Raw genomic sequence first — 19,808 nt, forward strand, 5'->3', positions numbered from 1 at the left:
GCGGCGGGGCCTGAAAGACCGGCACCCCTCCGCGGGGTTTCGCCATGCCGGTCTCTCGACTCGACCGCAGGAGAAACCGAAGATGAGTACTACCCGCGCCAACCGCTGGAACAACCAGAAGCCGTCACCCATGCCGTCCGAGCGCTATCGCGCCGCGTGGGATCGCGTCGACATTCCGACTTTCGAGCGGACGTGGCCGTCCAATCGCACCACCGCGGCGCCCCTGTGGGTGCCCGTCGATCTGCGTGACGGCAACCAAGCCCTCGCAGAACCGATGGACCCCGAACGCAAGCGTCGAATGTTCGAACTGATGGTGGCGATCGGCTACAAGGAAATCGAGGTCGGCTATCCCTCTGCGAGCCAGACCGATTTCGATTTCGTTCGCGACCTGGTGCGCTTCGATCTCGTTCCCGACGACGTCACCATCGTCGTATTCACCGCCGCGCGTACGGATTTGATCGAACGGACATATCAATCGATCGAGGGGCTGCCTGACGCGGTTGTCCACATGTACACAGCGACTGCGCCGACGTGGAGAAACGTCGTTCTCGGCAAGGAGCGAGAAGAGCTGCACGACATGATTTTCCGCGCCGCGCAAGACGTTGCTCGTGGCGGCGAAGGCCACGACGGCTGGCGATTCGAGTTCTCACCCGAGGTCTTCAACCTCACCGAACCCGACTACATCCTGCAGGTCTGCAACAGTCTCACCGAACTCTGGGACGCCAGCCCCGATCGCCCGGTTATCCACAACCTGCCTGCCACAGTCGAAATCGCCACCCCCAACATCTATGCCGATCAGATCGAATACATGCACCAGAATCTGGCCCGACGCGATTCGGTGATCCTCTCGGTCCACCCGCACAACGACCGCGGCACCGGCGTTGCGTGCGCCGAACTGGCAGTGCTGGCCGGCGCGCAGCGCGTCGAGGGATGCCTGTTCGGCAACGGCGAGCGGACGGGCAACGTCGACCTGGTCACGCTGGGGCTCAATCTGCATGCACAGGGCGTCGATCCGGAAATCGACTTCTCCGACATCGACAAGATCCGTCGAACGGTGGAGTACTGCAACAGAATTCCCGTCCACGAACGCCACCCGTACGGCGGCGATCTCGTGTACACGGCATTTTCCGGAACCCACCAGGACGCGATCAAGAAGGGCTTCGCGCATCACTACGAGAGCGCGGAGGCTGCCGGCGTCGATCCGGGATCGGCGCCGTGGGCGGTCCCTTACCTGCCGATCGACCCCGCCGACGTCGGCCGCGACTACCAGGCGGTCATTCGTGTGAACAGCCAGTCGGGCAAGGGCGGAATCGCATATCTGCTGCAGACCGAGTACGGGGTCGAACTCCCCCGGCGCCTGCAGATCGACTTCGCCTCGCGGGTGCAGCTCGAAACCGACGACTCGGGCACCGAAATGACTGCCGACCAACTGTGGAAACTGCTGCTGCGCGAGTACGGGTACAACGGAGGAGTGCGTCGGTACTCACTGGAACACACCGCCGACGGTGATCAGCTGTTCGTTGCCATCGATCGCGACGGGCGCGAGGTCACCGCCGCGGCCAGTGCGTCCGGGCCGGTCGAGGCATTGAGCAAAATCCTGACCGAACAGGGCTCGGCCGTCGAGGTTGTCTCGCTCACCCAGCATTCACTGCCCCGCAACCCGAATTCTTCCGGGAGTGCGAATTCGGCAGTCACCATTGCAGAGTGCGTGGTGAACGGTGAAGGACGCTGGGGCATTGCGGTGCATCAGTCGGTGACAGCGTCGGCGCTTCACGCGGTCTATGCCGCAAGCACAAACACTGTGATGCAGCTCACATGATCTTGCGGAAGGATTTCCTGGGGTCCATAGTTGAAGCTACAAGAACTTGAACATTCAACTACTTATTCAGGAGCTTCCATGACCACCGCAACCTTGCCCGCATTGACCGCCGGAACCTGGGTCATCGACACCGTCCACTCCACTGTCGGATTCTCGGTTCGCCACCTCATGGTTTCCAAGGTTCGTGGAACGTTCGACGAGTTCTCCGGAACGATCACCGTTGCCGAAGACGGAACCCCGGCCGTCGAGGCCGAGATCTCCGTGGACTCCATCAACACCAAGAACGAGCAGCGCGACGGCCACATCAAGTCCGCTGACTTCTTCGACGTCGAGAAGTTCCCGAAAGCCACCTTCAAGTCCACCGCAGTGCGATCCAAGGGCAGCGACTTCGTCCTCGCCGGCGACTTCACGCTCCACGGCGTCACCCGCGAGGTCGAGCTGAACCTCGAGTTCAACGGCGTCAACCCGGGCATGGGCCAGGGCCCCGTCGCCGGATTCGAGGCCACCACCGTCATCAACCGCAAGGACTTCGACATCTCCATCGAGATGCCCCTCGAAGGCGGCGGAGCAGTTGTCGGCGACAAGATCACGATCACCCTCGAGATCGAAGCCGGCCTCCAGGCCTAACAACACTGTGCGCCTTTATTAACCGCCCGCGGTTAATAAAGGCGCACAGTCGTATGGTGTGAGCGTGAAGAAGTACGCACCATTCCTGCTGATCGACGCCATTCTTGTCATAATCTTCTGCGCGATAGGGCGCCGTACCCACGAAGAAGCCAATGCGCTCGCCGGTCTGGCGAAGACATCCTGGCCCTTCCTGACCGGCCTGGTGATCGGATGGGCTGCCACGTTCGCGCTCTACCGCGACAAGTTCAACGCCGTTCTCCTTGTTCCCACCGGCGTTGTCGTTTGGCTCGGCGCCGTCGTCATCGGGATGATCCTGCGAGTGTTGAGTGGCCAGGGCACCCAGTTCAGCTTCATCGTCGTCGCGACGCTGGTCCTCGGCGCGTTCCTTCTCGGTTGGCGCGCACTCGCTCCGCTGGTAGTGAAAATCCGCACCAAGTCGTAACCAAACTCCACGGCTCGGAACCACCCGAAATGCCCGAGCACGTAGGACACTTTTCGGATGAGCAACACTACGGAGCCCGTCGAACGTAGCGAGAAGGAAGACCGGGGGTTCTTCGGCCAACCCTTTGCGCTGGCGAACCTGTTCGGCGTCGAGATGTGGGAGAGGTTCTCCTTCTACGGGATGCAAGGCATCCTCATCTATTACCTGTACTACAGCGTCAGCGACGGCGGCCTCGGCATCAGCCAGGCGGCAGCGACCAGCATCGTCGGCGCGTACGGCGGCACCGTCTACCTGTCGACGATTCTCGGGGCGTGGGTGGCCGACCGACTGCTCGGCTCCGAGCGCACGCTCTTCTACAGTGCTTCGCTGGTGATGGCCGGCCACATCGCACTGTCGGTTCTTCCCGGCATGTGGGGTGTCGGCGTCGGCCTCGTCATGGTCGCCTTCGGCAGCGGCGGCTTGAAGGCCAATGCGACCTCTCTGGTCGGAGATCTCTATTCCGAACAGGATGTTCGCCGCGACGCCGGATTCTCCATCTTCTACATGGGCATCAACATCGGCGGTCTTGTCGGTCCGCTGCTCACCGGAGCCGTCCAGGACGCCTGGGGATTCCACGCCGGTTTTGCTCTCGCTGCCGTCGGCATGGCGCTCGGCCTGATCCAGTACACGCTGGGCCGCAAGCATCTTCACGGAATCGGTGCCGAACCAGGCAACCCGTTGCCCGCGGACAAGCGCGCACTCTACATCGGGATCGGCATTGCCGCGATCGTCGTCGTCGCGGTCGCCTCCGTCACCGGCTTGATCACGGCGGACAACATGTCCGACGTCGTTGTCGGACTCACGATCGTCGCGTCGGTCGGTTACTTCCTCCTCATGCTCACCAGCAAGAAGGTCACCAAGGTCGAACGCAGTCGAGTCTTTGCGTTCATCCCGATGTTCATCGCGAGCGCGGCCTTCTGGTCGCTGTTTCAGCAGCAGTTCACCACCGTGCCGGTGATCTCAGACAAGCTCCTGGACCGCAATCTCTTCGGTTGGGACTTCCCGCCGACGTGGGTACAGTCGATCAATCCGGTGTTCATCATCATCTTTGCCGGGGTGTTCGCAGCGATGTGGACCAAACTCGGTGACCGTCAGCCGTCGTCGCCGATCAAGTTCGCGCTCGGTACCGGCACGATGGGTCTGGCGTTCCTGGCGTTCATCCCGATCACCGGGGGCGGACCGAACAGTGCACCGCTCCTCGGCCTTGCCGGTGTGCTTCTGCTCTTCACCTTCGCCGAACTCTTCCTGTCCCCCGTCGGCCTTTCCCTTGCAACCAAACTCGCGCCCGAGCATTTCCACACTCAGATGGTGGCGTTGTTCTTCTTGTCCGTTGCATTGGGTTCTTCGATGGCGGGAACCTTGGCCGGTTACTTCGACATCGACGACAGTCGCCCGTTCTTCCTGATCATCGGTTTCTCGTCGATCGGAATCGGAGTGATTCTTGCTCTTGCCTCGCCGTGGATCAAGAAGCTGATGCAGGGCGTGAAGTAGACGGGCTCACTTCACCCACAACCACAGAGCCAACACGAATCCCGCTATCGCTACTGCCACACGCAGTACCGATGGCGGGATTTTCTTGACGACGGGCGGGCCACACCAACCTCCGGCCAACGCGCCGAGCGCCATCGCCAACGCGGCCACCCAATGCACCTGTCCGGAGAAGGCGAAGATGAGTGCAGCCACAAGATTGGCGATGCCGAGAAAGAAACTCTTCAGGATCGTTGCACGCCACACCGTTTCGGAAGTGAGGATGAGCGTCGCAGCCAGGAAGATGACGCCGGCACCGGCACCGAAATAGCCGCCGTATACCGCGACGGCGAACAGTGCTGCGGAGTAGATTCCGGGGCGGTCGCCGCCGCCGGACAACTCACGAATCTTCGGTTGCAGCAGCAGCGCGAGCGAGGCGAACACGACCATCGCCGGCACAACGGATTCGAACGAACCTTCCGGTGCCAACCACAGGATGAGGGCACCGATGATGCCACCGGCCGCCGAATAGAGAGACCAGCGAACAAGTTTCGGACCGGTATCGGCAACTTCACGGGACGAGTTCGCCAACGCTCCGACGCCGACGGCCACCAACGCGACGGTATTGGTCATGTTCGCGCTGACCGGTGAGAGCCCGACGCTCAGCAGCGCCGGATACGAAACGATCGATGCAAGACCGGTGACAAAACCGACTAGACCGCTGAAGAATCCCGCTACGACGAGGAAAAGGAAATCGAGCAGGTTCACGAACCAGGAATCTACTCGCGGTGCCCGGTACTACTTGTCGGCAGGCTTGCCGAGTTCCTGGAAGAGCTTGTCCGTCATCTGCATTGCTCGATCGCCGCCGTCGGCGTCTGCGACGAACACTGCGAACGCGAAGTCTCCGCGTGATCCGTAGAACCAGCGATCGTCACCGCTCGCTGCACCGGCCGCCATCATGTCCGGGTACCCAGCCAGTCCGCCGGCGCCTCGCATGGCGTCACGCAGACGATTGTTGACGTCGCCGGGCAATGCCGTCGGCGTGACGTCGGCGGTAGCCGGTTGTCCGAAGACCATCATCGGCATCGGGGCACTGCCGCGGGCGATCGATGCCGCGAGCATCGCCATTCCGAACGGAGTTACCGTCGGTGCGCTCGCGTCGTTGGACGTCTTGTTGGCCATGACGTTGTTCATCGCCTGGTCCACGCCGGGGCGGTTCGCGGCAAGCACTGCTGTCTGCTGTTCGAGTCCCTGAATGTGGAAGCCGTTGCCGAGTCCGAGTTGCTGCCCGGTGTCGGCCAACTGTTCGGGTGACACAGATCCGGGGTCGACGCCGTTCTGCATCGACGATGCGAGACGGACCAGATCGAGGGCGCCGCCGGCCGGGCGCAACCCGGTGAAGGCGATCGGGCCCTGTTCGATGGCCTGATTGTTCTGTGCGGCAGCCAGAATGGCGCCGTCCGACGGGCGGATCGCGACGATGGCCGCAGGAGTACCTGCACTGACGACAGCTTCGATCGCGGCGAGTTGAGCGTGCGAATCGAGGGTCGCGGCGACGTCGGGGCCGGGAGGTCCCTGGAAGCCGGCTTGCTTGATCGGGAATCCGTTGGGCTCGACCAGATTGACCGCCCAGCCGGCGGTGGCGTCGCGATTGGCCTGCCACACGGTCCGCAGTGGGTCCAGCAACGGCGAGTTGATGCGACGGTCGGAGGCGATCAGCTTGGGTGTCTTGACCACGACGACACCGGGGATCGCAAAATCGCTTTCCAGGTAGGCGTAGTCGGGATCGCGGAGCAGTACGGCGGTGACGGGCTTGCCGGGGTTTGCGGCGAGGTCGGCCAACATCGACTCCGAAGTGACCAACGGGGCGACAGGTTCGAGCACCGTGGCGAGGCGACGAGTGGTGTCGACGGGGTCCGGCATGGTGGCCGGGTCAAGAGTGATCGCGTTGATGGTCTGCTCGTTCATGAGCAGGGTGCCGGTGCTGTCGACTACCTTCGGCGGCGCTGCGTCCGTGCGGGTGTACGAAACGGTGCGACCGTTGCCGAGGTCGGGGACGAGGACCGACGGGTCCCAGGACACACGCCAGCCGACCGACAGATCACGAACCTCACCCTGCGACTGGTAGCTCCAGTCCTTGCCTTCGCCGAAGTTCCAGGACGCGTCGAGTGTGAAGAGTCCGGAGTCGCTACCCAGATCCATGACCTGAGCGACGTCGAAGTCGGTGGACTTGGCGGCCAGTCCGTCGAACATCTGCTGGATCGACGGCCGCGCCGCGTTGGGGTACGACGTGAGCGCCGCAGCAGCTTCGGCGTCGTGGTTGTTGAGGGCGGTGACGAAGTCCTCCACCACCGAGGCGGCGTCGGATTTCTTCTCCCCACCGATGACACACGACGCGAGCGCCACTGTCAGAACGACAGCAGTTATCGACGCAACGACATATTTTCCACGACGGTTGTGCTGTCCTCCGGGCCCCATGCATGTAACTCTTTACTTCTGTCACACGAGTAACAAGCACGGGATGCCTACGAACGTGTCACGGTTGAGCTACGACGGTGTGATCCAACTGCAACGGAAAACAGGTTTCAGCGCAGAAAAGTGCCCGCTACCTGCACTGCAGGCGAAGAGCTGTCCGCACCCGCGATGAATACCGCAAATGCGAGGTCTCCCTTGATTCCGACAAACCACCCATGTGCCGGGCCACCCTCGGTTTCGGCCGTGCCGGTCTTGCCGAGAAGCCCCGGAATGTCCTGCAACGACGTCGCCGTACCGCCTGTGACGGTCTCGCGCATCATCACCCGCAACTGTTCGGTCACCTCCGCGGGAGCCGGTGCAACGGTCTGATCTGCCACGCCGGGCTGTCCCTTGACCAACATCGGCGCGGGTGTCGTTCCGTTGGCGATCGAGGCCGCCACGAGAGCCATCCCGAAGGGCGTGGCGGTCACCGTGCCCTGTCCGATCGCGGACTCGACGCGTTCGGCGGGGGTGTTCGCGTCAGGGACGTTGCCCGTCACCGTCGTGAGTCCGGGGGTGACGTAGTCGACGCCGAGCCCGAACTGCAGCGCCGCTTTGTGCAGAGCATCGGCGGGCAGACCGACGGCCATCCTCGCCATTGTGGTGTTGCACGACTTCGCGAACGCGGTGTGCAGCGGAACCGATCCGAGGTCGAACTCGTCGTCGTTGGGAATCTGACGGCCCTCGATGTTCTCGGTACCCGGGCACGGCAGAACGGTGTCCGGTGTAGCGACGCCGGCTTGCAGGGCCGCGGACGTCGTCACGGTCTTGAACGTCGAACCCGGTGGGTACAGGCCGGTCAGAGCGATCGGGCCCTGTGCGTCGGCGGGGGCGTTCTGGGCCACCGCCAACACCGCTCCGGTCGACGGCTGCAGCGCAACGATCGCCGCCTGTTGTGTCACCCCGGCGAGCGCATTCTCGGCCGCGAGTTGCATCGGTCGGTCGATCGTTGTCGCGATGTTCGGAGCAACCGGCCCGTCTTGGCCGGCGACGGTGGTGACGGTTCCGTTCTGCTTCACCTGCTGTACCGCCCAGCCCGCGGACTTGTCCTGCCCCTCCTGCCACAGATCGGACAACCCACTGAAAGTCGGCGACGCCAGAGTTTTGTCCACCGAGAGCAGCCGAGCCTGCGGCGCCAAGCTCACTCCGGGAATCGCCGCCAACCTCTCCTCGATCGGTGCAAGATCCTCGGCCCGCAAAGTGATTGCGGTGACCGGCTTCCCACTTGCCGACGCAAGATCGCCGCTCAGCGATGCCGCCGTGATCGTCGGTGCGACGGGCGAGAGAAGGGCCGCCACGGCTGCCGTGTCCACCGGGGGCACCGCGGCGGAATCGAGATTGACCAACGTCACCACCTGCTGCTCCATGATCGGCTGGCCCGCCGCGTCCAGCACCGACGGCGGAGCACCGGTGGTGGGTGTGTAGCGCAAGGTCGTCGAGGAGGTCAGGTCCGGAGCCAACAGCGCCGGGTCCCACTGAATCAGCCAGTTGTCCCCGCTTTTCGACGCGTTTCCCTGCGTCGAGTAGTTCCAGTCCTGACCTTCACCGAACTTCCACGCCGCATCGAGTGTGAACTTCCCCGCAGAATCACCGGACTCGGTGGCGTCGGAGACGGTGAATGTTCCCTCGTCCTTGCCCAGCCCGTCGATCAGAGCCGAAATCGCAGTCGACGCCGCCCCCGGATCGGTGGTCAGGGCTGCCGCCGCTTGCACGTCATCGGACGTGAGCGCGGAGGCGAACTCCTCTGCCACTGATTTCGGCTGGTCAGGGCCAGAACTGCAGGCAACTACCGATCCTGCGGCCAATACCCCCAGAGCCACGGCAGCCACGGGACGACGGAAAGTTCGGAAGCTCTGACGAGCGTGTGAAAGGCGCACGACTCCGATCATGCCCGAATTTGTGGCGCCAGTTCGACTATCGGTGTAATCATGTAATCAGTGCAATAAACGCACGACACACTCCACCAACTCTCCGAGGAGAACGCCATGAAGAACTCACAAAACTCCGGCGACCGCAGGTTCGGCCGTCCCGGAGGTTGGCAACAGGCGTCGGTTCCCGACGCGAGTGATGCGTCCGACTGGTTTGCCGGTCGACTTCCAGATGACTGGTTCACCGGAACGGCCGACGTCCAGGTCGACCGCGAAGAAATCGTCGTGATCGGTGAACTCCCGGCAGTCGACGGTGGCGAGGCCGCCGCGGACGGAAGGATCTCACGCTTTCGCGAAACCACGCGCGCCGACCGGATGCGCATCGCCGACGAGGCCGAGGCTCGCTACGGGCGCAAGGTCGCCTGGGGTGTACGTCTGGACGAAAAGACCGTCCTGTTCACACATCTCGCAGTTCCGGTGATGACACGACTACGTCAGCCCGAACGCAAGGTTCTCGACACTCTGGTGGACGCGGGTGTTGCTCGTTCGCGAGCGGACGCCCTCATGTGGACAGTCCGGTTGGCGGGCAAGCACAGCGAACAATGGCTCACCGAACTCCGCGAAGCGATGTCGAAGGTCGACGACCTCCGATCCGAGGGTCCGAAAATCTGAAGGCCCGAAAATCCGAGGGCCCGAAAATCCGAGCACCGAACACTGACGAGACCGACAGCACAGAATAATTCGATTGCACGGGACCGTTCGAGTGTTCTAACCTGGAACACGAATCATTCCCGACAGAACAGGAAACGGGCCGTTGCTCCTCTAGAGGTTCATCACGCGAAGGCACTCGCACCCATCAGCACTTGCTGAGCCGGGCGCACAGTCCAAGCACCCTCTGGAGTACTCATGACCCAATCCCATCTTTCTCTGTCGCTCTCGGATCTCACCTTCATCTGGCCGGACGGCGAATCAGTCTTTTCCCACACCAATTTTGTATTCCCCAGTGGCCGTGTCGGTCTCGTGGGACTCAACGGATCGGGAAAGTCGACTCTGCTGCGATTGATCGCAGGAGAGCTCTCACCGGAATCCGGATCCGTGACCGCTTCCGGCGAGGTCGGCTACCTCCGTCAGGACATCACACTCGATCCGAGCGTTCGGGTGGATGACATCCTCGGTATCCACGAACTCCGAAACGCATTGCACCGCATCGAAACCGGCGACGGCTCCGAATCCGACTTTGCGCTCGTGGACAACAACTGGGATATCGAGGAGAGCGCTCTCACCACCTTGCATCGACTCGGCCTCGAGAAGGTGGTTCCGGATACCGCAGCATTGAGCCGAACTGTCGGCACCCTCTCCGGCGGAGAGACCGTCCTACTCGGTCTGACCGCAACGCTGCTGAAGAATCCACAGGTACTGCTCCTGGACGAGCCGACCAACAACCTGGATCGCGACGCTCGATCACGAGTTCATGCTGCAGTCCAACAGTTTCCGGGAACCGTGCTGATCGTCAGCCACGACCGGGAACTGCTCGACACCGCGGAGTACACGATCGAACTACGTCGGGGGGATCTACGCGTGTTCGGCGGCAACTACTCGCACTACCAGGAGGTCGTGACCGCTGAGCAGGAAAACGCACTCGCCACCGTTCGCGACGCCAAGGCCGATCTGGCAAAGCAGAGCCGCGAGCTGATCGACGCTCGAACGAAACTGGACCGGCGTAAGCGCTATGGGCAGAAGATGTTCGAGAACAAGCGGATGCCGCCGATCATCGCGCAGACACGAAAACGTCAGGCCCAAGTTTCGGCGGGAAAGCTGGCCCTCAACCATATCGGGAAGGTGGACGAGGCCAAGTCTGTCCTGTCGGAGGCAGAGGAACTCCTTCGAGACGATCGCGAGATTCGTCTGGATCTGCCTGCTACAGAGGTTCATCCGGGGCAGCAGGTTGCGCGGCTCGACGAGGTGACGTTGCAGAGCGGCCAAGTGGTATCGCTCCAGATCACCGGACCGGAGCGGATTGCGATAGTGGGACGCAACGGAATCGGCAAGACGACGTTGCTCGATGCACTCGCCGCGTCGACTCCGTTCGTAGCCTCTCGTGCGCTCCCCCAACGTCTCGACGTGTTCGACGAGGACCTCTCGGTGGCGGACAACGTCGCTTTGGCCGCGCCACACGCGACAGCCGAGGCAATTCGTGGGCAGTTGGCACGGTTCCTTTTCCGGGGAACGGATTCCGACGTATCGGCATCTGCGCTCTCCGGCGGTGAACGATTGCGCGCGGCGCTAGCGACGATCCTTCTGGCCGAACCCGCGCCCCAGCTGCTTCTTCTCGACGAGCCGACAAACAACCTGGACTTACCGAGTCTCGCTCACCTCACGCAGGCACTTTCCGATTTCCGCGGTGCCATGGTGGTGGTGAGTCACGATCTGCCGTTTCTGCGCGACATCGGCATAACGCGGTGGATCAGCATGGACGAGACTGGTATTCGAGACATCGATCCCGAGTAGGCCGACGGTTGACGCTGTCGGTGCTCGACGGTCTGGCCTACCGTGGGGCGATGTGCCTTCACCTCGACGCAACCGCCGCGCTGTCGCTCGCAGGTTGGGTTCGCGAAGAACCTACTCGATCGGCCTCTGCCCCAGTTCCGCAACCACTGGTCGGCGGTTGTGACCAACTCGTAGTGTGGGCGAGTTCCTTCTCCGTACTTGCCAGTTCCGACGACCAGGTGTGGTTTCTCTCGGCGGAGAACTATGCCGGTGGCGTTGGCGTCAGCGATGAGGCGTTTCCCTGGAATGCGTTCCGGCACGAGAGCCTGGCGGTCGCTTCCGGGCCGGCGGAGCGCGCGGCGATCAACGCCTTCTGGTCCACTCACCTCCCGGTCCTGCTGTCGGTGCGCAATGGGTACGAGTACTTGGCGCTCGCACCCGACGGTCAGGTTGTCCGTGGAGGAGAGCCGGAGTTCGAGGAGGTCACCATCGTCGCCGCTGATTTCGAGGCTCTGATTCGGGGCATAGCCGCAGGCGTCAGCACTGCAGACCCCTCAACCGATGCATTGCTTGGAACAGTGGGTACTGCCCCGCCGGGCAGTGACCGGTAGCTCTGAGGGAGGCCGAGTTGACGGCCCGACTGTTCGTGAGAGTCCACGCCATCCGTCGAATGGGTCCGGACGACTACTCGAGTTCACGTGCGTAGCAACTGGCACCCATACTGGACGGGTGTTGCACGACGTGAGAAATCCGGTGGACGGTGCGCGGATCACCTATCAGATCGTGGGCGATGGCCCACCCCTGTTGATGGTGCACGGCACAGCGTTGTCGCGCTCCATCTGGCGTGGCTTCGGGTACGTCAAGGCACTTCAGGAGCAATATCGTCTGATCCTCGTCGACATGCGGGGTCACGGACGCAGTGACAAACCACACGACTCCGATTCGTATGCAATGGATCTGGTGGTCGGCGATCTCCTGGAGATCCTCGACACGGAGTCTCCGTTCGAGCCGGCACACGTCCTCGGATACTCGTTCGGCGGACGTTCGGTGATGTCGCTGACAGTCGAGCACTCCGAACGGGTGCGATCGCTGACCGTCGGGGGCGGTAGCAGCCGACCGATGACGGGCGCGTTCGACGCATTGTTCTTCCCGGGTTGCATCGACGTACTCGAAAGCGGCGGTATCGAGGGATTTCTGACCGGTTGGGGCGTGAGGCGCGGCAAACCGGTGGATCCTCAGACTGCGACTGCCTTCCGAATCAATGATGCCATCGCGCTCGCTGCCTACATGCGCCGCGCAGAGAAGGAGCACGGCATCGACGACGCCGTGCTGCAACGGATCACCACACCGGCGTTGTTGTTCGTCGGATCGAGAGATCGCGAGCGCCTGCCGGATACCGAGCATCTCGCGTCGCTGATCCCGGACAGTGCCTTGACTGTGATCGAAGGGGCTGACCACGCAAGCGCAGTCGCAGACTCCGATGCTGTACTGCGTGCGCTCATTCCGTTCCTGAGCCGACAGTAGTCCGCCTTCAACCTCTCGCTACTGCGATGTGAGCACTCTCGACTCCAACGCGGTCACCGGTGGTTGCCGCAAGTCCAAGCGCCTCAACAACTGGGCATTCGCGGCAACGACCACAGTGGATACCGACATCAGGATTGCTCCGACCTCCATCGGCAGCACGAACCCGACGGGCGCCAGTACTCCCGCAGCGAGGGGAACCGAGATCGCGTTGTATCCCGCTGCCCACCAAAGGTTCTGAACCATCTTGCGGTAGGTGGCGCGGGAGAGCTCGATGACCGAGCTCACCGAACGCGGATCATCGCTGGCCAGAACAACTCCCGCCGACGCGATCGCCACGTCGGTTCCGGCACCGATCGCGATGCCAACATCCGCCTGGGCGAGTGCCGGCGCATCGTTGACCCCGTCACCGACCATCGCCACGCGGTGGCCCGCAGCCTGAAGCCGAGATACCTGCGCTCCCTTGTCCTGCGGAAGCACTTCGGCGAAAACTTCGTCGATCCCGAGCCTGCGAGCCACCGAATGGGCCACGGCCTCCGCGTCTCCGGTGACCATGGCCACCCGCACACCGCGAGCATGGAGGGCGTCGACGGCCAATGCTGATTCCGGGCGAATCTCGTCGGCCAATGCCAATGCGCCGATTACCTTCTCGTCACGCACTACATGCAGGACGGTCGACCCGTCACTGAGCCACTCTTCGGTCCCCGGGATCGCGGTGGCCCCGACCGATCGCAGCATCCCCGGTCCGCCGACACCGACGCGTGCACCGGCGACGTCCGCAGCAACCCCGATCCCGTTGTGCGCCTGAAAGTCGGAACCCGAAGTGAATTCGAGCGACAACTCCCGCGCCGCCGCGACGACGGCGCGCCCGAGTGGATGTTCGCTGTCGAACTCGACGGCAGCCGCTGCGCTGAGAACGTCGTCATCGGAATACCCGTCGACACCGCGTACACCGACCACTGCGGGCTCCCCCTTGGTGAGAGTGCCGGTCTTGTCGAAGAGAACGGTGTCTACGTTACGCATCGCCTCGAGGGCCATGCGGTCGGTGATCAAGATCCCAGCCCGAGCCGCCCGTTCCGTCGCGATCGAGACGACCAGTGGAATCGCCAACCCGAGCGCGTGCGGGCAGGCGATCACCAGAACGGTGATCGTCCGGGTGACTGCGCTCTCCGGGGTGCCCCAGATACTCCAGGCGATCGCGGTCAGCACTGCCGCGCCCAGTGCGTACCAGAACAGCAGAGCAGCGGCCTTGTCCGCCAACACCTGCGCGCGACTCGACGAGTTCTGGGCTTGTTCGACCAGGCGCCGGATACCGGCGAGCGCGGTGTCTTCTCCCACGGCGGTGACTCGAAGCCGAAGTGCCGAGTCGGTGGCTACCGTGCCGGCCACCACCTGATCTCCGACAGTCCGGCGGACGGTCTTCGACTCGCCTGTAATCATGGATTCGTCCATGTCGGCGCTTCCCTCGACCACCGTTCCGTCCGAGGGAACACGGGCCCCGGGACGAACTATCACCAGGTCGCCGGTCGCCAGAGCTGCGGTGGGCACGGTTTCCACCGATTCCCCCACCACCCGTTCTGCCTCGTCGGGCAGCAAAGCGGCAAGTGAATCCAAGGCGCTCGATGTCTGACTGAGCGAACGCATCTCGATCCAGTGGCCCAACAACATGATCACGATCAGAAGCGCGAGCTCCCACCAGAAATCGAGAGTGTGATCCACCCAGTGCAGACTCGCAGACCATGACGCGAAGAAAGCCACGGTGATCGCGAGCGCGATCAACAGCATCATTCCCGGCTGCCGAGAACGGATTTCGGCAACAGCGCCGGCGAGGAACGGCTTGCCACCCCAGAAGTACATCACCGTGCCGAGTACCGGTGAGATCCATTCCACCAGAGAGTTTTCCGGCAGTGTGTACCCGACCAGATCAGCGAACATCGCGTCTGCCGCAACGACCGGAACCGCGATGACCAGCATGACTGCAAACAACGTCCGGAACTGTGCGACGTGATCCCCGTGACCACCGTGTGCCCCATGCTCCATCTGGCCATGGCTCATCTCGCTATGGTCCATCTGGCCATGGTCCATCTGACTGTGATCCATGTGGCGGTCATCCCCTCGCGTGTGATTGCAGCACAGCACCGGTCAAGCCATCAGCCTCGAACGTATGCCCAGGTAGCCACCCGAGCAAGGTCACGCGGCCAAGGCCTCCTGTTCAACTCCCCTTCAACATCGCTTCCATCTGAGTGATTTCCGCCTGCTGACCGGCAATGATCGCTTCTGCCATCTTCTCCGCCGACGGGTCGAGCCCGTTGTCGAGTTCGGTCTGGGACATGGTGATGGCACCCTTGTGGTGCTCGATCATCATCGTCAGCCACAACTTGTCGAACTCCGCGCCACTGGCATCGGTGAGGGCGGTCATGTCGTCGGCCGACATCATTCCCGGCATCTCGGCCATCCCGACGCCGTGTCCCGCGTGCGCCGACTCATCCATGCCCTCCATCGAACTCGACGAAGGCTCGGGGCGTCCCCACTCCGTCAACAATTCGGTCATCTGAGCCATCTCCGGGCCTTGCGCTGCCTCTATCTGCGCTGCAAGAGAGAGAAGTTCGGCATTGTCGGTTCGACCGTCGACCATTCTGGCCATGTCCAATGCCTGCGCGTGATGCGGGTACATCCCTTCGAGAAACTCGATGTCGGCAGCATTGACACCCGAAGGAATCTCCGACTGTGCTGCAACACTGGTTGTTTCGGAGGAATGGTTGATGCTCTCCCCGGAGTTGTCCGAGCATCCGGCAATCAACAGTGCTGCCGCTGCCACAACCGGAACGAACCGCGCGGCGCTCTTCCTGACCGTCAAAGACATGTATTCACTCCCGAGAATTGATTCTGTTCGATATGCACTGCACCACAATTGATTTGACAAGAGTGCTGCACATGCACAGTTGCCACGTTACCGGCGAAAATCCACCGCGAAGCCCGATAACCGGCTCGAACAGGCTTCCTTCATCGAATCTTCACAGTCGAGTGGAAACCACCACGCGCCAGCAATGCAGACACGCAGTCGACTAACCTCGGTCTGATGAGCGCCGAACTACGACCTGGCGAGGAACCGGGGCGCGTTCTTGTCGTCGACGACGAGACTGCCCTCGCCAAGGTTGTCGCCAACTATCTGACACGCGAAGGATTCACCGTGCGCCTCGCCCACGACGGGCCGAGCGCGGTACGTTCGGTGCGCGAATTCGAGCCCGCGCTGATAGTGCTCGATCTAATGCTCCCGGGCTTCGACGGCATGGAAGTCTGCCGACGAATCCGTACCTTCTCTGATGCGTACATCCTGATGCTGTCCGCCCGCGGTGAAGAGTCGGACAAGGTGACGGGTCTGGCGGCCGGCGCAGACGACTACGTGGTCAAACCCTTCGGCCCCCGCGAACTGGTTGCGCGAGTGAAAGCACTGCTCAGACGGCCACGCGCGTCGAGTTTGCTGCCAAAAGTGCTGCCGACGCCTCCCGGTCTCGACATCGACGTCCTCGCCCGCACCGTGCATGTCGACAACCACCCTGTCGATCTCACTCCCACCGAGTTCGCGTTGCTCTCCGCGCTTGCATCCCGACCCGACGCTGCCTGGAGTCGGGCCGAGATCATCGCCTCGGTGTGGGGCTCGTCCTGGTTCGGGGACCAGCACATCGTCGACGTCCATGTGCGTGCATTACGCCGCAAACTCGGCGACGACGCGACCGATCCTCGGTTCATCAGAACCGTCAGGGGCGTCGGATACTCCCTGAGGTCGTCATGAACGCGGTCGTCATGAACGGGGTCGTCATGAAGAAACTCGGGCTACGCGGAAAACTGCTGCTGGCGCAGCTTGTCGTCCTGTTCGTCTCCTGCCTCGCCATCGCCGCAGTCGCCATTGCCGTCGCTGCCCCGCTCTTTCACAACCACCTCATGATGGCCGGCATCGAAGACTCGAATGCCCGTACCCACACCGAAGAGGCATTCGCTCAGACCATGACCATTGCACTGTTGTGCGGGATCGCGGTCGCACTGGTAGGCGCAGGCATCGCCGCGGTCTACATCGTCCGACGCATCACGGCCCCGATCTCAACGCTGGCGGAGGCGGCGCAAAGCGTCGCAGACGGGAACTTCGACGTGACTATCGGCAGGTCCGACGTAGATGCCGATTTCACGCGTCTCGAAACTGCCTTTGCCGACATGGCGGCACGCCTTGATCATTCGGATCGGGTCCGCAAACGCCTGCTTGCCGATCTTGCCCACGAATTACGCACTCCGGTATCGACTTTGGCTGCGTACGTGGACGGCATCGAGGATGGCGTCCTCCCCACGGACAACTCTTCATGGTCGGTCATGCGCGATCAACTCGAAAGACTGCGTCGGCTCTCTTGCGATCTGGCGGACGTCTCCGCGGCCGACGAACACGCTCTCGAACTCGATCGCCGAGACGAGAAGATCGACGACATCGTTTGCAGCGCAACGGCAGCAGCGGCGCCACGTTTCGCCGATCGTGGAGTCGAATTGACGACCGCGCTACCTCCGCAACCGATCACGGCCGAGGTCGATCGCCAACGAATCGAACAGATCCTCGCCAATCTGCTCGAAAACGCGTTGCGGCACACTCCGAGCGGAGGTTCGGTGACGGTGACACTCGCACGGGAAGGTGACCACCTCTCGGTGTCCGTCACCGACACCGGTGACGGAATTCCCGCAGACCAACTCGAATCAGTCTTCGACCGTTTCCATCGCGGTGATCGATCCGACGGTTCCGGTTTGGGGCTCACGATTGCGCGCAGCCTCGCGCTCGCACACGGCGGCGATCTGTCGGCGCTCCGAAACGAGCAACCTCTCGGCAGCACGCTGATCCTCACCTTGCCGACAGGTTTCAGGCTGCCGCTTTGAACGGATCGTGCTCGGCGATCAGCTTCTCGAGTCGAGCCTCGTCCACTCGAACCCTGACTGTGGATGCCTCCTGCTGATCACGAATCACCTTGGCCAACGTGAACGTACTGGTGACCAAGAACAGCAAGGACATTCCGAGAAATCCGCGTTGCCACGCATCGATCGGAAGATACGCAATTCCGAGGAGGGTGCCGACAAAACTGACGGCAAAGGCTATTCCGGCCTGAAGATAGAAGGCTGCAGTGGTCTTCGAGGGTGTTGTCGGTGTGCTCATGCTTCGAAGTCTGCTCGCCCATCCCGGCACTCGGATGCGTAGTCCTACTCGAGTGCGCACGGTACTTCCCCGGCAAAAATCAGATGCCGTCACCCATCCTGGTGGATAGTCTCGGTCCCGTATCCGGAGTTGTTCCAGAACAGTCAGACGGCAGGAGTGATCGATGACCCGCAGACATATAGCCATGGTGAGCATTCCGGCACCGGGCCACGTCAATCCGAGCCTGGCGATCATCGCGCGTCTCGTCGCCGCCGGTCACCGCGTCACCTATGCCAACGACGAGTCGATGCGTGAGATCATCGAGGCGACCGGGGCCGAATTCGCACCGTACGTCTCCACGCTGCCCAGCCTCGTCCCTTCTCCCGACGGCGCCGAACCCGAGAAGAGCTGGGACGGGGATCTGATCGATCAGTTGACGATTTTCCAAGATGATTACGAGTCGATGCTGCCGCAGCTACGCCGAATCTACGAAGACGATCGCCCTGACCTCTTTCTCTACGACATCGCCGGCATTCCGGCACGAATACTGGCTCAGCAGTGGGGCGTTCCCATCATCCAGTTGTCGCCGACGTACGTTGCCTGGGACGGTTACGAAGCCGACGCCGCACCGATGTACGACGAAATTCGTTCCGATCCGAGAGGCGTCGACCTGCTCGATCGGGAGACCCGGTTCTTCCGCGCCGAAGGCGTCGAGGTCGATCCACGTGAGTTCACCGGACGCCCACCCCGTGCAATCGTGCTGATCGCAGAATCGATGCAGCCCAACGCCGATCGCGTGAACCGCGACGTCTACACGTTCGTCGGCCCCGCACTCGAACCGAGCAGTCAACCTTGGGTGAACCCGGATCCCGAACGCAAGCTCTTGTTGATCTCGCTGGGTTCAGCATTCACCGATCATCCGGATTTCTACCGCACCTGCGTCGAGGCTTTCGGCCAGATGGACGGCTGGCACGTCGTCCTCCAGATCGGAAAGCAGGTGCAGATCTCAGATCTCGGGCCATTGCCCGACAACGTCGAAATACACCGTTGGGTACCGCAGTTCGCAATTCTGCAGCAGGCCGACGCGTTCGTGACCCACGCGGGTATGGGCGGATCCAGCGAGGGACTGGTGACCGGGACACCAATGATCGCAGTGCCGCAAGCCGTCGATCAGTTCGGCAACGCCGACTCGCTCGTCGACGCCGGTGTCGCAGTACGCGTCGACAGCGCTACCGTCACGGCAGTAGAGCTTCGTGAGGCGCTGACTCTGGTGAGCGCCGACGAGTTCCGCCGACGCAGCGCGGAGTTGGCAGAAGAACTCGCAGCGGCGGGCGGTGTGTCCCGTGCCGTCGAATTGATCGAAGCCGCTCTACCCGGCAGCGGGCCCGGATAATGTCTGCTACCAGTGCCAGGCGTCGCCGCCCACGTTCTTGATGGTTCGCTGCAGCACAGTGATGGTGGTGACAAACTCCTCTTCGGTGATTCCCTGCATCCGCTCTTCCTGCAGCATCTGCTGTACCCGCGCGGCGCGATCGAACTGCTCGGAGCCCGCATCAGTCGGGCGAAGGACAGACCCGTCTTCGCGCGCCCACCCCAGTTCGAGGGCAGAGTCGACGGCGTCATCGATCACGTCGGTGGATTCGTTCGGACCGATCGTCCGCAAGAGGACAGCGCGCTCCACCCCTTCAGGGTGCAGCGAAAGTTGGTGCAGGACCCACCACCCCGGCTGGGTGACGCCGATCGCTTCGAGTGCTCCGCGCGTGCGCGTGCGAATCGCTTCACCGGCTCGCGCGGTCCAGAATCCGATCGGCTGGTTGGCCGGTGGCTGCATCGCTTGTTTGTTCATGCACACGACGATAA

At 62.5% G+C, this 19,808-nt stretch carries 18 protein-coding genes; 11 read left to right on the forward strand and 7 right to left on the reverse strand.

Annotation, left to right across the window (positions count from 1 at the left end; translation table 11 throughout):
* Positions 1–82: 82 nt before the first annotated feature.
* The 4 genes from ASU23_RS27900 to ASU23_RS27915 all read left to right on the forward strand — a co-directional run bounded on the left by ASU23_RS27900 (position 83) and on the right by ASU23_RS27915 (position 4,418).
* The gene (locus ASU23_RS27900; RefSeq protein WP_058039160.1) at positions 83–1,819 is read left to right on the forward strand and encodes a 2-isopropylmalate synthase; all 1,737 of its coding nucleotides are present in this window, start codon (positions 83–85) and stop codon (positions 1,817–1,819) included.
* A 78-nt stretch (positions 1,820–1,897) separates the two neighbouring features.
* Complete coding sequence (locus tag ASU23_RS27905) at positions 1,898–2,446, forward strand: YceI family protein (RefSeq protein WP_003945643.1); 549 nt, start codon at positions 1,898–1,900, stop codon at positions 2,444–2,446.
* A 64-nt stretch (positions 2,447–2,510) separates the two neighbouring features.
* Positions 2,511–2,888 (forward strand): DUF3054 domain-containing protein, encoded by a 378-nt coding sequence (locus ASU23_RS27910; protein ID WP_003945710.1) that lies wholly within the window; start codon positions 2,511–2,513, stop codon positions 2,886–2,888.
* A gap of 57 nt (positions 2,889–2,945) precedes the next feature.
* Positions 2,946–4,418, forward strand: a complete 1,473-nt coding sequence (locus ASU23_RS27915) for a peptide MFS transporter (RefSeq protein WP_003945468.1) — start codon at positions 2,946–2,948, stop codon at positions 4,416–4,418.
* Between the two features lie 6 nt (positions 4,419–4,424).
* Here ASU23_RS27915 and ASU23_RS27920 read toward each other — a convergent pair whose 3' ends face one another.
* The 3 genes from ASU23_RS27920 to ASU23_RS27930 all read right to left on the reverse strand — a co-directional run bounded on the left by ASU23_RS27920 (position 4,425) and on the right by ASU23_RS27930 (position 8,797).
* Positions 4,425–5,162 carry a sulfite exporter TauE/SafE family protein gene (locus tag ASU23_RS27920; RefSeq protein ID WP_003945554.1) on the reverse strand — a complete coding sequence of 246 codons (738 nt, stop codon included), beginning with the start codon at positions 5,160–5,162 and terminating at the stop codon, positions 4,425–4,427.
* 30 nt (positions 5,163–5,192) lie between these two features.
* On the reverse strand, positions 5,193–6,872 hold the full coding sequence (locus ASU23_RS27925) for an NTF2-like N-terminal transpeptidase domain-containing protein (protein ID WP_042452630.1): 1,680 nt from the start codon (positions 6,870–6,872) through the stop codon (positions 5,193–5,195).
* A 107-nt stretch (positions 6,873–6,979) separates the two neighbouring features.
* Complete coding sequence (locus ASU23_RS27930; protein WP_058039161.1) at positions 6,980–8,797, reverse strand: penicillin-binding transpeptidase domain-containing protein; 1,818 nt, start codon at positions 8,795–8,797, stop codon at positions 6,980–6,982.
* A 96-nt stretch (positions 8,798–8,893) separates the two neighbouring features.
* Between ASU23_RS27930 and ASU23_RS27935 the strand changes: the two genes are divergently transcribed.
* The 4 genes from ASU23_RS27935 (at position 8,894) to ASU23_RS27950 (ending at position 12,787) form a co-directional block, all read left to right on the forward strand.
* Entirely contained in the window at positions 8,894–9,448 is a 555-nt protein-coding gene (locus tag ASU23_RS27935) for a hypothetical protein (RefSeq protein WP_003945732.1), read from the forward strand.
* A gap of 234 nt (positions 9,449–9,682) precedes the next feature.
* Entirely contained in the window at positions 9,683–11,284 is a 1,602-nt protein-coding gene (locus ASU23_RS27940) for an ABC-F family ATP-binding cassette domain-containing protein (protein WP_058039162.1), read from the forward strand.
* A gap of 8 nt (positions 11,285–11,292) precedes the next feature.
* A complete protein-coding gene (locus tag ASU23_RS27945) occupies positions 11,293–11,874 on the forward strand; it encodes a hypothetical protein (RefSeq protein WP_228401920.1) in 582 nt (193 codons plus the stop codon).
* Between the two features lie 142 nt (positions 11,875–12,016).
* Positions 12,017–12,787 carry an alpha/beta fold hydrolase gene (locus ASU23_RS27950; RefSeq protein ID WP_058039300.1) on the forward strand — a complete coding sequence of 257 codons (771 nt, stop codon included), beginning with the start codon at positions 12,017–12,019 and terminating at the stop codon, positions 12,785–12,787.
* 18 nt (positions 12,788–12,805) lie between these two features.
* On the opposite strand, the gene ASU23_RS27955 is transcribed toward ASU23_RS27950, so the two are convergent.
* Positions 12,806–14,854, reverse strand: coding sequence for a heavy metal translocating P-type ATPase (locus ASU23_RS27955; protein ID WP_228401919.1), 2,049 nt, complete (start codon positions 14,852–14,854; stop codon positions 12,806–12,808).
* Between the two features lie 142 nt (positions 14,855–14,996).
* A complete protein-coding gene (locus ASU23_RS27960; protein ID WP_007734459.1) occupies positions 14,997–15,647 on the reverse strand; it encodes a DUF305 domain-containing protein in 651 nt (216 codons plus the stop codon).
* 216 nt (positions 15,648–15,863) lie between these two features.
* Here ASU23_RS27960 and ASU23_RS27965 point away from each other — a divergent pair, with 216 nt between their 5' ends.
* Both ASU23_RS27965 and ASU23_RS27970 read left to right on the forward strand, forming a co-directional pair.
* On the forward strand, positions 15,864–16,577 hold the full coding sequence (locus ASU23_RS27965) for a response regulator transcription factor (protein WP_007734457.1): 714 nt from the start codon (positions 15,864–15,866) through the stop codon (positions 16,575–16,577).
* Positions 16,574–17,695 (forward strand): cell wall metabolism sensor histidine kinase WalK, encoded by a 1,122-nt coding sequence (locus tag ASU23_RS27970; RefSeq protein ID WP_082661488.1) that lies wholly within the window; start codon positions 16,574–16,576, stop codon positions 17,693–17,695. Before ASU23_RS27965 ends, ASU23_RS27970 begins: the two co-directional genes overlap by 4 nt.
* Here ASU23_RS27970 and ASU23_RS27975 read toward each other — a convergent pair.
* Positions 17,679–17,969: a YiaA/YiaB family inner membrane protein gene (locus ASU23_RS27975; protein WP_003945505.1), complete on the reverse strand. Its 291-nt coding sequence runs from the start codon at positions 17,967–17,969 to the stop codon at positions 17,679–17,681. The two genes, ASU23_RS27970 and ASU23_RS27975, sit on opposite strands and share 17 nt — an antisense overlap.
* A 163-nt stretch (positions 17,970–18,132) precedes the next feature.
* Here ASU23_RS27975 and ASU23_RS27980 point away from each other — a divergent pair, with 163 nt between their 5' ends.
* On the forward strand, positions 18,133–19,341 hold the full coding sequence (locus ASU23_RS27980) for a macrolide family glycosyltransferase (protein WP_058039164.1): 1,209 nt from the start codon (positions 18,133–18,135) through the stop codon (positions 19,339–19,341).
* A gap of 6 nt (positions 19,342–19,347) precedes the next feature.
* Here ASU23_RS27980 and ASU23_RS27985 read toward each other — a convergent pair whose 3' ends face one another.
* On the reverse strand, positions 19,348–19,794 hold the full coding sequence (locus ASU23_RS27985; protein WP_007734451.1) for a MarR family winged helix-turn-helix transcriptional regulator: 447 nt from the start codon (positions 19,792–19,794) through the stop codon (positions 19,348–19,350).
* Positions 19,795–19,808 lie beyond the last annotated feature (14 nt).

The organism is Rhodococcus sp. KB6 (assembly GCF_001445685.1).
In the GTDB taxonomy this organism is placed as follows: domain Bacteria; phylum Actinomycetota; class Actinomycetes; order Mycobacteriales; family Mycobacteriaceae; genus Rhodococcus_F; species Rhodococcus_F qingshengii.

What these genes read in the sequence shown, in the direction of transcription:
- ASU23_RS27975 (WP_003945505.1), bottom strand. Translation starts at nt 17,969, where the DNA reads ATGAGCACACCGACAACACCCTCGAAGACCACTGCAGCCTTCTATCTT.
- ASU23_RS27940 (WP_058039162.1), top strand. Translation starts at nt 9,683, where the DNA reads ATGACCCAATCCCATCTTTCTCTGTCGCTCTCGGATCTCACCTTCATC.
- ASU23_RS27915 (WP_003945468.1), top strand. Translation starts at nt 2,946, where the DNA reads ATGAGCAACACTACGGAGCCCGTCGAACGTAGCGAGAAGGAAGACCGG.
- ASU23_RS27900 (WP_058039160.1), top strand. Translation starts at nt 83, where the DNA reads ATGAGTACTACCCGCGCCAACCGCTGGAACAACCAGAAGCCGTCACCC.
- ASU23_RS27980 (WP_058039164.1), top strand. Translation starts at nt 18,133, where the DNA reads ATGACCCGCAGACATATAGCCATGGTGAGCATTCCGGCACCGGGCCAC.
- ASU23_RS27935 (WP_003945732.1), top strand. Translation starts at nt 8,894, where the DNA reads ATGAAGAACTCACAAAACTCCGGCGACCGCAGGTTCGGCCGTCCCGGA.
- ASU23_RS27925 (WP_042452630.1), bottom strand. Translation starts at nt 6,872, where the DNA reads ATGGGGCCCGGAGGACAGCACAACCGTCGTGGAAAATATGTCGTTGCG.
- ASU23_RS27970 (WP_082661488.1), top strand. Translation starts at nt 16,574, where the DNA reads ATGAACGCGGTCGTCATGAACGGGGTCGTCATGAAGAAACTCGGGCTA.
- ASU23_RS27905 (WP_003945643.1), top strand. Translation starts at nt 1,898, where the DNA reads ATGACCACCGCAACCTTGCCCGCATTGACCGCCGGAACCTGGGTCATC.
- ASU23_RS27960 (WP_007734459.1), bottom strand. Translation starts at nt 15,647, where the DNA reads ATGTCTTTGACGGTCAGGAAGAGCGCCGCGCGGTTCGTTCCGGTTGTG.
- ASU23_RS27965 (WP_007734457.1), top strand. Translation starts at nt 15,864, where the DNA reads ATGAGCGCCGAACTACGACCTGGCGAGGAACCGGGGCGCGTTCTTGTC.
- ASU23_RS27930 (WP_058039161.1), bottom strand. Translation starts at nt 8,797, where the DNA reads ATGATCGGAGTCGTGCGCCTTTCACACGCTCGTCAGAGCTTCCGAACT.
- ASU23_RS27985 (WP_007734451.1), bottom strand. Translation starts at nt 19,794, where the DNA reads ATGAACAAACAAGCGATGCAGCCACCGGCCAACCAGCCGATCGGATTC.
- ASU23_RS27955 (WP_228401919.1), bottom strand. Translation starts at nt 14,854, where the DNA reads ATGGACCATAGCGAGATGAGCCATGGCCAGATGGAGCATGGGGCACAC.